General features: G+C 67.5%; 10 protein-coding genes and 1 pseudogene. 1 reads left to right on the forward strand and 10 read right to left on the reverse strand.

Features of this window, described 5'->3' with window-relative positions:
• Positions 1–226: 226 nt before the first annotated feature.
• From uraH to ABQZ09_RS12505, 8 genes and pseudogenes are all read right to left on the reverse strand, one after another.
• Positions 227–586 carry a hydroxyisourate hydrolase gene (gene uraH / locus ABQZ09_RS12470; protein WP_184553510.1) on the reverse strand — a complete coding sequence of 120 codons (360 nt, stop codon included), beginning with the start codon at positions 584–586 and terminating at the stop codon, positions 227–229.
• Positions 556–1,977: an FAD-dependent urate hydroxylase HpyO gene (gene hpyO, locus ABQZ09_RS12475; RefSeq protein ID WP_184553508.1), complete on the reverse strand. Its 1,422-nt coding sequence runs from the start codon at positions 1,975–1,977 to the stop codon at positions 556–558. The genes uraH and hpyO overlap by 31 nt, the downstream gene beginning before the upstream one ends.
• On the reverse strand, positions 1,974–2,465 hold the full coding sequence (gene uraD, locus ABQZ09_RS12480) for a 2-oxo-4-hydroxy-4-carboxy-5-ureidoimidazoline decarboxylase (RefSeq protein WP_184553506.1): 492 nt from the start codon (positions 2,463–2,465) through the stop codon (positions 1,974–1,976). The genes hpyO and uraD overlap by 4 nt, the downstream gene beginning before the upstream one ends.
• Positions 2,462–2,857 carry an oxalurate catabolism protein HpxZ gene (gene hpxZ, locus ABQZ09_RS12485; protein ID WP_184553504.1) on the reverse strand — a complete coding sequence of 132 codons (396 nt, stop codon included), beginning with the start codon at positions 2,855–2,857 and terminating at the stop codon, positions 2,462–2,464. Before hpxZ ends, uraD begins: the two co-directional genes overlap by 4 nt.
• The gene (puuE, locus tag ABQZ09_RS12490) at positions 2,854–3,744 is read right to left on the reverse strand and encodes an allantoinase PuuE (RefSeq protein ID WP_039413980.1); all 891 of its coding nucleotides are present in this window, start codon (positions 3,742–3,744) and stop codon (positions 2,854–2,856) included. Before puuE ends, hpxZ begins: the two co-directional genes overlap by 4 nt.
• Positions 3,741–4,997 carry a pyridoxal-phosphate-dependent aminotransferase family protein gene (locus ABQZ09_RS12495; RefSeq protein WP_184553502.1) on the reverse strand — a complete coding sequence of 419 codons (1,257 nt, stop codon included), beginning with the start codon at positions 4,995–4,997 and terminating at the stop codon, positions 3,741–3,743. The genes puuE and ABQZ09_RS12495 overlap by 4 nt, the downstream gene beginning before the upstream one ends.
• A complete protein-coding gene (locus tag ABQZ09_RS12500) occupies positions 4,987–6,273 on the reverse strand; it encodes an allantoate amidohydrolase (RefSeq protein ID WP_184553500.1) in 1,287 nt (428 codons plus the stop codon). Before ABQZ09_RS12500 ends, ABQZ09_RS12495 begins: the two co-directional genes overlap by 11 nt.
• Positions 6,274–6,766: 493 nt before the next feature.
• Positions 6,767–7,198 (reverse strand): annotated as a pseudogene (locus ABQZ09_RS12505) (LysR substrate-binding domain-containing protein); the annotation flags it as partial.
• A 171-nt stretch (positions 7,199–7,369) separates the two neighbouring features.
• Here ABQZ09_RS12505 and ABQZ09_RS12510 point away from each other — a divergent pair.
• On the forward strand, positions 7,370–9,874 hold the full coding sequence (locus tag ABQZ09_RS12510) for a S9 family peptidase (RefSeq protein WP_349777024.1): 2,505 nt from the start codon (positions 7,370–7,372) through the stop codon (positions 9,872–9,874).
• 150 nt (positions 9,875–10,024) lie between these two features.
• On the opposite strand, the gene ABQZ09_RS12515 is transcribed toward ABQZ09_RS12510, so the two are convergent.
• Positions 10,025–11,614, reverse strand: a complete 1,590-nt coding sequence (locus ABQZ09_RS12515; protein ID WP_349777025.1) for a hypothetical protein — start codon at positions 11,612–11,614, stop codon at positions 10,025–10,027.
• Between the two features lie 367 nt (positions 11,615–11,981).
• Positions 11,982–12,440, reverse strand: coding sequence for a gas vesicle accessory protein GvpU (gvpU, locus tag ABQZ09_RS12520; protein WP_349777026.1), 459 nt, complete (start codon positions 12,438–12,440; stop codon positions 11,982–11,984).
• Positions 12,441–12,537: the final 97 nt, after the last annotated feature.

Below are 12,537 nucleotides of genomic sequence, written 5' to 3' on the forward strand. Positions count from 1 at the left end.
CCGCCTAGGCTGCCAAGATGTTGCAGGCAGGTGTCAGGCGGCTGCATAGATCGCGCAGTGGCAGTCGAATGCTCTGTAGTGATCCACGGTGCCTGAGGCAGCGTGCGCGTACCAGGCAGGCTGCGGCGCGGGGCGGCCTGTTGTTCTGCGCCGGGATGAGGCCGTCGCCGGGACCGGTGAGCCTGGGTCGCTGTGGCAGTCGCCCCAGCTCTCGCGCCAGCGGCTTTCAGCTGCCGCGGTAAGTGGAATATCCGTACGGCGAGAGCAGCAGCGGCACGTGGTAGTGGCCGTCGTTGGCAATGCCGAAGGCGATGGGTACCTGCTCCAGGAACGGCGGGTCGGTCAGGGCGACGCCGGCCGCACGCCAGTATATGGCGACCTCGAATTCCAGCCGATAGCGTCCGCGCGGAAGCGTGAGTGCGGCCAGTTCCGGGCAGCGCCCGTCCTGGTTGGTGACACCGTCGAAGTGCAAGGTATCGCCTGCGAACAGGCGTAGCGGCACGCCGGAAGCGGGGCGGCCGGTGGCGGTATCCAGCACATGCGTGGACAGCGTGCTCATGCCACCGCCTGGGTCGGTTGCGGCCATTGGCCGACGAACTCGGGCTGGTCGTAGGCCAGATAGGTCTCGACGATGGCCTGGCGGTCGTCCAGAAACAGCTGGTCGGCCACCGCGCGGGCCAGCCGCGGCAGGGCGACCTTGAGCCCGGACAATGCCGCGGCCGAGGGGCCGTGGTTGATCAGCGCCGAATAGTTGAAGGCGAACAGCCCGTGCAGCAGCGCGGCGTCGTCGGGCGTGCGTGGCAGCAGTTCGAAGCCGGGCCCCAGGTAGGGGTGCGCGTCCAGCACCGGGTTGGCCTGGCCCGGCGGTGGCTGATAGCGGTCGCCCCAGCAGGCGATGCGCCCGGACAACGCGGCCAGCTCGGGGCGCAGCTGCGGGTCGGTGACCAAGCCGGTGGCCACCGCCAGAAAATCGAAGCGGTGTTCGCCCTGCGGCGTGCGCACCACACTCTCGCCATCGCGCTCGGCCACCTCCAGCCACGGCGCACCCAGATGCAGTGCGAAGCCGGCGTGCGCGCAGGCGCGCTGGAAGGTGTCGTTGGTCGGTGGTTGGTTGTGCGCGAAGAAGCTGGCCATCATGCGGTACTTGTCCGCGTCCGGCAGCGTCAGAAAGCGCGGGATGATGCCTGCCTGTTCCATGTGGCGGAACGGATTGATGCGCGGCAATTCGCTGCGGCGCACGAATACCTCGGCGCTGGCGACGCCGTGATCCAGCGCAAAGCACGCATTGTCGAAGGCCGAGGCACCGCCACCCAGGATGCCCACGCGCTTGCCGGCCAGCGCGGCAAAATCGATGTGGCCGGAGGTGTGCGCGTAGCGGTGCGCGGGCAGGGCGCGGCTGATCCAGTCCGGCACCATCCATTGGCCGCCGCCCTGGATGCCGGTGGCCAGGATCAGCTTGCGCGTCAGCAGCGGCGCGCCCATCGCCAGATGCAGGCGATGGATGCCGGAGGCGACGTCCGGTTCGACACGCGCCAGTTGCGTGGCATTGCGCACCGGCAGGCGTAGCACCGCGCGGTACCAGCGCAGATAGTCCATCCAGCGGCCGCGTGGAATCTTGTCCAGCGCGTCCCATGCAGCACTGCCGTGCTGCGCCTCCCACCAGGCGCGGAAGGTCAGCGATGGCACGCCCAGGTCGATCGAGGTGATGTGCTTGGGCGTGCGCAGGGTTTGCATGCGCGCGTAGGTCACCCACGGGCCTTCCTGCCCCGCCGGGTTTTCGTCGATCACCAGCACGTTGTGCACGCGCTCGCGTTGCAACGCGAACGCCGCGCCCAGGCCGCTCTGGCCGGCGCCGACGATCACCACATCAAACACATGCCCGGCCGGATGCACGCGCGGCGCCACCCAGGCGTCGCCGCCGTGGGCAAGGCGCTGCAGGTCACGGGCGAGCTCGCGTTCGAGTTGGGCCAGACTCATGGCAATGCCTCCAGGCGCAGGTGCACGATCTTGCCGATCTCGGCAATGGCGGTGGCGATCTCTGCGTTGCGCGGCGCGTCCAGGCGCCGCTCCAGCGCAGCCAGGATGCCGGCCTTGTCGTGCAGCCGCACGCAGATCACGAACGGGAAACCGAAGCGGTGGCGATAGGCCTGATTGAGCGCGTGGAAGCGCTTGAACTCGTCTTCGCTGAGACGGTCCAGCCCGGCCGCGGCCTGCTCTGCGGCCGATGCGGCAGTGAGCGTACGGTCGATCGCTGCCTTGCCGGCCAGTTCGGGGTGCGCGCGAATCAGCGCCAGCTGGTCCTCCGGCGACGCATCCAGCACTACCTGCATCAGCCCGCGATACACATCGGCGAACGGACGCCGCCGTGCGGCGCGTTCGACCACCCAGGGCGAATGCTCGAACAACTCGCGGTAGCGCGCCACGAAGGCGGCATCGTCCAGCACGCCATCGTCCACCACGCTCATGCGTGCGTGCCCTGCAGCGAGACATGCGCGGCCACCACCTTCCAGCCATCGGCAAAGCGCACCCAGCTCTGGCTTTGCCGCCCGCGTGCACTGCTGCCTTCACGGATGAATTCTGCATGCGTGGTGGCGAAGTCGTGGCCGAAGCCGTGTACCTGCACATGCACGAGCTGGCGCTGCGGCGAGCCACCACGGCCGATGCGGAACGCGCGGATCGCCTCGATGCCGTACAACACCTCGCCCACCCCGTAGCGCACTGTACTGGGCGCTGCATGGAACAGCGCATCCATCGCGGCGATGTCGTCGCGCATCAGTGCGTCCTCGTAGGCGTGGAAGGCCGCGGTCACTTGCGCGATCACCTCGGGCAGATCGATCTCGGACAGGGCAATGCTCATGCCGGGTGCACCTGCAACCAGTGGCGCGCGATATCGATGCGGCGCGCCACCCAGGCGTCGCCACTGGCCAGTACGTGATCGACAAAGCGCGCCAGGGCTGCCGCGCGCGCCGGCTTGCCGACGATGCGGCCGTGCAGGCCGACCGAGAGCATGCGCCCGCCTTCGCTGCGCAGCTGCTCGAAGCCATCACGCAGATAGCGGAAGAACGGCTCGCCATCGGCAAAGCCGTTGTAGGCGACGAATTTCATGTCGTTGGCATCCAGCGTGTACGGCACGATCAACTGCGTGCGGCCATGGCGTGCGTCGTAGTAGGGCACATCGTCCGCGTAGCTGTCGGCGTCATAGACAAAGCCACCTTCTTCGGCGATCAGGCGCGCGGTGTTGGGGCTGGTGCGGCCCTGGTACCAGCCCAGCGGGCGGCTGCCGGTCACCTGCGTGTGCAGCGCGATGGCCTGCGCGATATGCGCCCGTTCGGTGGCCTCGTCCACATGCTGGTAGTCGATCCAGCGCAGGCCGTGGCTGGCGATTTCCCAGTCTGCGGCCTGCATCGCCGCCACCGCCGCGGGATTGCTCGCCAACGCGTTGGCCACGCCAAACACCGTGACCGGTACGCCGCGCGCGGTGAACAGCCGCTGCAGCCGCCAGAAGCCGGCGCGGCTGCCATATTCGTACAGGCTTTCCATGGCCATGGCGCGTGCGCCCGGCTGCGACTGCGCGCCTACCATTTCCGACAAAAACGCCTCGGAGCCGGCGTCGCCGTTGAGCACGCAGTTTTCTGCGCCCTCCTCGTAATTGATGACGAACTGCACGGCGACGCGTGCGCCACCGGGCCACTGCGCCGCCGGCGGTGTGGCGCCATAGCCGACCAGCGCACGCGCGGCGTTCACGCCGCCGGCTCCGCATGCCAGGCCGCCAATGCGGCGTCCACGGCCAGGCCGGGGGTGCAGGCATAGCCTTCGGCGCGCAGCACCGCTTCCAATGCGGCCAGGGTGATCAGCACCTTGTGCTTCATCGCGTTGTAGCCCATTGCGCCGACGCGCCAGATCTTGCCTTGCAACGGGCCGAACGCGGTGCCGATCTCGATCTCGAAATCCTCGCGCATGCGCCGGCGCACCGCGTCGTTGTCGATGCCGGGCGGGATCACCACGCCGGTGACGTTGGTCATGTGGTGCGCATCGTCGCCGAAGACCGCAAGGCCCATCGCACGCACGCCGGCGCTCACCGCGCGGCCGGCGGCAGCGTGGCGCGCGAAGCGTGCGGGCAGGCCTTCCTGCAGGGCCACGCGTGCACATTCGCGCGCGCCGTACAGCATGGTGGTGGCTTCGGTGTGGTGGTTGAGGCGCTTGTCCGACCAGTAATCCATGATCATGGCCAGGTCGAAATAATTGGAGGCGATGCGCGGGCCATTGCCGTTGACGATGTCATCGCGCGCAATGCCGCGCTCCACATGGCGGCGCGCAAAGATGGCCTCGGCGGCACGCTCGGACACGGTGATCGGCGCCGAGCCCGAGGGCCCGCCCAGGCATTTCTGCAGGCCGCCGGTGACCACGTCCACGCCCCAGCGGTCGCTGGCGATGTGCATGCCGCCGAGGGTGGCCGTGGCATCCACGTAACTCAGTGCGCCGGCCGCCCGGCACAGTGCGCCCAGCCCGTCGAGCGGCTGCGCCATGGTAGTGGAGGTGTCGCCGTGCACGGTGGCCACCAGCTTGGGTGCTACCCGTGCGATTGCCTCGGCAATGGCGTCCAGCGGCACCACCTCGCCCCAGGGCGCATGCACGCTGTGTACGTCGGCACCGAGGCGCTGCAGGATTTCGGTGAGCAGCAAACCGAAGCGGCCGAAGTTGATCACCAGCACGCGGTCGCCCGCACTGACCAGCGACACCAGCGCCGCCTCGATACCGGCACGCGCGGTGCCATCGATCAGGAAGGTCCAGCGATTCTCGGTGCCGAACAATGGCCGGTACAGCGCCATCACCTCGTTCATGTAGGTGGTCATTTCCGGATCGAACTGGCCCAGCAGATCGGCCGCCATCGCGCGCAGCACGCGCGGATGCGCATTGACCGGGCCGGGGCCCATCAATAGCCGCTGCGGGGGATCGAGTTCGCCGAAGGTGTGCAGGTGGCGCAGATCAGGTGACAAGGGGGTCTCCCAGGTGTTCGATGAAATGGCGCATAACCGCCAGGGCGAGGTCGGCATCGGCCGGGTCGACGTGTTCGTCCGGATGATGGCTGATGCCGCCGGCGCAGCGCACGAACAGCATCGCGGTGGGGCACAGCGCGGCCATCGTCATCGCGTCATGGCCGGCACCGGAGACCAGTCGGCGTGGAACGATGCCCTGCGCGGCGACGGCGTGTTCCAACCGGAGCATCAACGCGGGGTCGCAGGGGCTGGCGGCCAGTGTCTGTAGCGGCTCGATGGCGATGGCGATGCCGCGCTGCGTGCCGATCTGCGCGAGCGCGTGTTCGATTTCGCGCACGGCCGCGTCGCGGGTGGCATCGCTGCCGGCGCGCACGTCCAGCGTGCAGTCCACCCGGCCCGGCACCACGTTGATGGCGCCGGGGGCGAGCTGCAGTTTGCCGACGGTGGCGACCAGATCGCTGCTGCCGGCGCGCGCGATGCGCTCGATCGCCAGCAAGGCGTCGGCCGCCGCGCTCAAGGCATCGCGACGCAAGGCCATGGTGGTGGTGCCGGCATGCCCGGCGCGGCCATCGAAACGCAGCGCGAAGCGACGCTGCGCGGCGATGGCGGTGACGATGCCTACCGGCAGCGCTTCGGCTTCCAGCACCGGGCCTTGTTCGATGTGGGTTTCCAGATACGCCAGCACGCTGCCCGGCGGACGGGCGGCATGGCGGATCTGCGCGATATCCAGGCCCCAGTCGGCCAGCGCGGCGGCCACGTCGATGCCGCTGGCATCGCTGACCGCCAGCGCGGCGGGGTCCAGCGTGCCGGCCACCGCGCGGCTGCAGAACATGGAGGCGGGAAAGCGCGAGCCTTCTTCGTCGCCGAACGCGATCACCTCGACGGCGAACGGCAGGCGGCGCGCCTGTGCGTGCAGGGCGGCGACGCATTCGATGCCGAGCAGGATACCCAGCGGGCCGTCGTAGCGGCCGGCATCGCGCACGCTGTCCAGATGGCTGCCGATCAGCAGGGCAGGTGCCTCGGGACGCGCGGCCTCGTAACGTCCGACCAGGTTGGCCGCCGCGTCCACACGCACCTGCATGCCCGCCTCGCGCATCCACGTGCTGACCTGGGTGACGGCGGCGCGGTGCGCCGGGCTGAGCCAGGCACGGAACAGGCCATCGGGCGTATCGCTGTAGGGCGCACCACCCAGCTGGTCGCAACGCGCAACCGCACGCGCGCCGCCGGGGCGGGCGGGGTCTGTGGCGGGCGGGGCGGTGGGAACGGCAGCAAGCATCGACAGGACCGAGAGGGAGCTGCGGGACGCGCGCGGCGATCCGGAAGCGGGCAGGGGTGACGCTTCGACTATAGGGAGCCGCTGCTGTCGCCATCAAAGAGTTTTTTCGCTGGTTCGCGCTGCAAAAAATGCAACGCGGCGATGCTGTCGCCAGCAGGCGTGGGTGCGGTTGGTGAGCAGCCGGCCCCATCGCGCGAAGTCGCCGGCAGTGGCCGGCGCGGCCGCGGTGGCTCGAAGGCGGGGCCAATGCGCGCCCTCGTCTTCAGGCAGGGCCCGCCCAGGCACAGCCGCTGCATCGCGGATGGGCCAGGACGTCGTGCGCCGCGATGGTGGTCGCGATCAGCGCCCCGGCATGCAGCCAGGCACCGGGCGGCATGTTGCCAGGCCGATCCCTCGATCGGCCCCACCCGCAACTGGTGCCCGCGTGTTGCTGGGCTGTCGCTGATGGCGGGTACGGGCGACCGTCTTCAGATCTGACGGCGCGGGCGCGTCATCAGGCATCGTTCGACGGCGCCAGCTCCTGCCGCAACGCGTCCACGCAGTCGTCCACGAAGCTTCGCACCTTTGAGGAGCCACGGCGTCCTTCGAGGTAGACCACATGCCCCGGCTCCGGCGCGACTTCGAAGGCATTAAGCACGCTGGCCAATTGGCCGCTGCGCAGATGATCGCGGACCTGGTACGACGGCACCTGCGTGAGTCCCCAGCCCTGCACGGCGGCAGCGATGGCGCCATTGCAGGCGTTGACGCTGAGTCGCGAGTCGGCATCGACCAGGTGGGCGTGCCCGTCCACGCAAAACAGCCACGGTGCCGGGCGCTCGGCCGCGGAGATCGAGATGGTTGCATGCTGCGGCAACGCGTCCGGATGCCGCGGGATGCCATGCGCGTCGAGGTACTGCGGTGATGCGCAGACCATGCGACGCACGGTAGGGCCCGTGGCAGGCGTATTGGCGTGAGCCAACCGCGCCTATTGCCAGGCATGTCGTGCCTCATTGTCGCCACAGCACTGCGGGCCTGGCGACAGCGCTGCGTGAAAGCGCAGAGATGGCGGTGACTGTGCGTGCTACGTTGCCGCACCATCGCTCAGGAAACGACCAAGATGCTCACCGGGTACCGATGGAGCGGCTTGCTGGCGCTGGCCAGCCTTTTGCCGGTGTGCGCCATTGCAGGCACGCCCGATGGCGGTTACCGGCAGCCGCCGGAGCCGTTGTTGAGCGTGATGCGCGCGCCGCTCAATCCGTCGCCGCGGCCGGACCCAACCGGCAAGACCCTGTTGCTGGTGCAGCGCACCCAGTACCCGCCGATTGCGCGTGTGGCCGAGCCGTACCTGAAGCTGGCCGGGGTGCGGGTGGAGCCGCGGACGCATGGCCGCCACGACATGTCCAATGGCTACGGCATCCGTTCGTGCCTGCAAGGCTTCAGCCTGGTCGATATTGCCAGTGGCAAGCAGACCGCGGTGCGCCTGCCGGCCGACGCCTGCCCGGCAGCGCCGGTGTGGTCGCCGGACGGGCGCCGCTTCGCCTTCAACAACACCGCCGCCGACCGCGTCGAGCTCTGGGTGGGCGAGGTGGCCACCGGCAGTGTGCGCAGGATCGACGGTGTGCAACTCAACCCGGTCCTGGGCGGCGAGATCCAGTGGCTTGGCGGCAGCGACACCCTGCTGCTGAAGACGGTGCCGCAGGACCTGGGCGTTGCGCCGCGCAAGGCCGCCGTGCCGCCGGGCCCGGAGGTCAAGGAAACCATCCAGGGCAAGGGCGAAAGCAGCACCTACGAGGCCCGCGACACGCTCGCCAGCCCCGAAGACGAGGCCTTGTTCACCTACTACGCCACCTCCCAGTTGCTCACGGTGGATGCGGCCAACGGCAGCCAGCGCAAGCTCGGGACGCCGGCGGTTTACAGCAACGTGGACGGCGCGCCCGATGGCCGCCACGTGCTGGTGCAACGGCTGAAGCAGCCGTATTCGTATGTCACCACCTATGCGCGCTTCGCCCACGATGTGGCGGTGCTGGACCTGGCCAACGGCAAGGAGCGCGTCCTGGCCGATCTGCCGGTCGCCGACCGGGTGCCGGTGCAAGGCGTGCCGACCGGCCCGCGCGCGTATTCCTGGCGTGCCAACCAACCGGCCACCCTGGTCTGGGCCGAGGCGCTGGATGGTGGCGACTGGAAAACCACTGTGCCGGCGCGCGACAAGTTGATGACGCTTGCCGCACCGTTCACCGCCAGGCCACATGAACTGACCCGCGTGCAGCAGCGCTATGCTGGCCTGACCTGGTTTGCCGAGGGCGGCCAGGCGCTGCTGGACGACTACGACGAAAACCGCCACTGGCGGCGCACCACGTTGCTGGACGCGGACCGCCCCGGCGTTGCCGGACGGGTGTTGTTCGATCTTTCCACCGACGATCTCTATGCCGATCCAGGCCTGCCGGAGACGCGCGTGCTGGCCAACGGCCAGGCCGTGCTGCGCGAGGCGCAGGGCGCGTTGTTCCTCAGCGGGCAGGGTGCCTCGCCGGTGGGCGACCGGCCGTTTCTGGATCGCTATGAGGTGGCCACCGGCAAGACCCAGCGGCTGTTCCGCAGCGATGCCAATGTGGACGAGCTGTTCTTCGGGTTTGCCGGCGACGATGTGTCGCGCCTGTTGACCTGGCACCAGTCGCCGACCGACCCACCCAACGTGTATCTGCGCACGCTGGGCCAGCCACTGCCGACCACGGCCGCTGGCGAAGCGGTGGTTGCATCCACCGCCACGCCGGTCACGCATTTTCCGGATCCGACCCCGCTGGTGCGGAAGATCGGCAAGCGCCTGGTGACTTACAAGCGCAAGGATGGCGTGGAGTTGTCGTTCACCCTGTACACGCCGCCCGGCTACACCGAAGGCACGCGCGTGCCGGCGATCCTGTACGCCTACCCGCTCGACTATGCCGACCCCTCCAAGGCCGGCCAGGTCAGCGGCGCCAGCGAGCGCGACTTCACCCGCCTCAGCAACTACCAACTGCTGTTGCTGGCCGGCTACGCGATCATCGACGATGCCGCCTTCCCCATCGTCGGCGACCCCAAGACTGCGTACGACACCTATCTGCAGCAGCTGGTGGACAACGCCACCGCTGCAGTGGACAAGGCAGTGGAGCTGGGCGTGGTCGATCGCCAGCGCATCGGCGTCACCGGGCATAGCCACGGTGCGCTGATGACGGCCAACCTGTTGGCCCATACCGACCTGTTCCGCGCCGGCGCCGCCACCAGCGGCAGTTACAACAAGACGCTGACACCGTTCGGTTTCCAGAACGAGCGCCGTTCGTTCTGGGCCGCGCCGGAAATCTATGCGCAGGCATCGGCGTTTTTCCACGCCGACAAGATCAACGAACCGCTGTTGATCGTGCATGGCATGGACGACGCCAACCCCGGGACCGAAACCACCCAGGCACCCCGCCTGTTCCAGGCGATCCGCGGCAACGGCGGCACCGCACGGCTGGTGCTGCTGCCATTCGAACCGCATTGGTACACCGCCCGCGAATCCAACGAAGACGTGGTGGCCGAGATGCTGGAGTGGTTCGATCGCTACGTAAAGAACGCACCGCCGCGCGATGCGGGCAGCAAGCGGGCGCAGTAAGTGGTGTGCTGAAGCCGCGTCTTATGTGAGACGGGCGTTGGCATCAACGCGGAGTTGGAGCGTTCTTTGCAGGCAGATCCTGCCTGGTAAAGCGCGCTCCTGCTCCGTCTTGTGAGTGGCGGCATTGTCCGCCACGCCGCCGTGCCTGCATCACGCAAACATGCCACGCACCACGTCGGCGTTGCTTTGCCCATCGGGGTTGCCCACCGTGCTGTCGGAGGCAACGTTCCAGCAACTCAGATGCGCCAGCGCGTTGACCAGCGGATAGGACAGATGCAGCTGGGTGACCGTGCCATAGAGGGGGAAATCGTCCACGCTTTGCAGATCCAGCTCGATCTGGGTTTCATCCGGCAATTGTTTCCACCATGCACGCACCAGATCGTTGTACACCCACAGTATCTCGACAGACTGCTGCGCAGGCACGTTGAACCAGTCGTTCTCCAGCACGCGCAAGCGCTGCCGCACCAGTAACGCGCCGCCGGATTTTTTGGCTGCCAGCAGGCCCTGCTTCAATGCATCGAATGCGGTGGTATCGAAGACCTGGTTGTGCCGGAACATGCCGTTGGCGTCGTCGCACAATTGCTCGTTGGCATACGCCAGGTAGCTGCGGCTTTTCTCGCAGAACGGCTGCAGCCCGAACAGCGGCGGCAGGTCGTCGGCAACCACGGTTTCGCCCGATTCCGGATCGATGTTCACCCCTTGGTCCGAGTTGACGAACACCAGCAGGCGCGTGAAGCCACGTGCGAGCAGCGGCATGATGCCCAGGTTTTCCAGGTTGCCGCCGTCGGCGAAGCGGTAACTCTCCGTCGATTGCTCACGATCACCGACGGGCCAGTACGGGTAACGCGGCACCAGCCCGTTGATCTCGGGAAACCTCTCTTCGAAGTCTTCGGCCGGCGCCATGCTGCTGCACCCGGCGATGTCGTTGAGGCTGAAGGCGCGCTGGGGCACGCGGGCGGTGACCATGCCGGTACCGTCGTCGGCGGTGTAGTCGCTGCCCATCGCAAACGACTCGATGAGACCACCACCCATGACGCCGAGTTGGTCAGGCTGGTCGAAGAAGCCGCGGATGCCGAGCAACCAGTTGGCTTCGAACGGCAGCAGATCCGCGCTCACGCCGTCGTTGATGAAGACGGCGGTGTTGAAGATCGGCAGCGGCCGCCCGTCTCGCAAGGTGTAGAAGTTGTCCGCGGTCAACTGGGGATTGCGCTGCAGCGGGCCTTGCGCCAGGTACGTCGCCGTGCCGGTGAAATAATGCGGATCGATGCCGGTGGCATCGGGCTTCCACAAACCGTAGTCCTCCAGCACCAGCTTGCCGATGACCGCTTGCCACATATCCGATGGGACATAGCGTTTGCTCAGCCGGTACTCGGCCAGTTCATTGAGGATCGGCAGCGTGCCAAGCCGATACGGCACCTGGCCGAGATTGTTTGGCGCCATCTGCGCCAGCACGTCCAAGCCCAGTTGCGAAGGATCCAGCACCACCGGGCCCAGGAATTCATCGTCGCTGATGGCCTTCGGCAGGTAGCTGTACAACACATTGGCCCAGGTCCCGCCGGAGACCGATGAAATCGCGCTGACCTTGTCGAGCAGCCCCAGGTAGCGCAGCCCCCGCAGCTGCCCCAGCGCACACGACAGGGCACGGCTGCCGCCACCGGAAAGGCAGATGCCGACGCCACTTGCCGATGCCGGGGCCGGTGGCGTGTCCAGTACATCGATTGCCACGGTGAATGTCGCCACGGTGTCCCTTCCCCTTCGCACGTCGCCGTTGACGGCACAGTCGCAAGCCTAGCGCTCAAGGTTCCGTTGCCACGCGACGTTGCGCACAAATTGCCGCGATTTTGCTCGCTCAGAAAGGATCAGCAGTGCGTCGGGGGATGCACAGAGATGGTCGTCGCGCGTCGCACTTCACGCTGTCGGTCGGACTCAACCTGTCGCCATGCCTGCGACGCAAGACATGGCGGCAGGTCGCAACGCCGCACCGGCCACGTAGTGACGATGACGTCGGCGCATGGACGCACCCTGGACGTGGCGCTGCGACGGCGCAGCCCGGCGATCCTGCAAGTCCAGGACGAGCGAGGCATCATGGCGCCAGCGTCAGCCAGCGCTAGTCCGCAGAAAGCGATCCCAGGGTGAAGCCGGACACAGCGTTGACCTTGCCACGCCAGAGCACGCCACGGTTGCTCGGCAGCGGCTGGCCGGCGGGTGAAAAGCAGCGCGCATCGATCAGGTGGACGAACTGCGGCGGTGCGCTGCTCTGCTGCGCATCGTCCTCGCTGTCGTAGATGCTGGCGTGGCTGGCAAACGCGCGGCGGATCTCTTCCCTTTCTTCGGCATCGCCGGGGTAGGCGGCAGAAAACTCCTGAGCAAATGCCTCGAAATACTGCTTCCCGCTGACCAACTGGCCGGACACGATGATGCCATCGACAAACAGTGTAATGCCGAACTGCGCATCCGAGGAGTTGGCAATACCGACCAGCTTCTGCAGATACCAGTCCACGCTCTGGCCGTCGAACGCCAGCTTGACGTCTTCCAGGCTGGGTTGATGTTGCTCTTGGTCTGTCATGTGGCTCTCTCCCTGGTTGGATTCAACGACGCATCAGACAAGCGCAGAGGCGGATGTCCTGCATGGCGTGCGCAAGCATGGCATACGCCGTACCGAA

The organism is Xanthomonas sp. WHRI 6106 (assembly GCF_040202405.1).
GTDB classification, from domain to species: Bacteria; Pseudomonadota; Gammaproteobacteria; order Xanthomonadales; family Xanthomonadaceae; genus Xanthomonas; species Xanthomonas cannabis.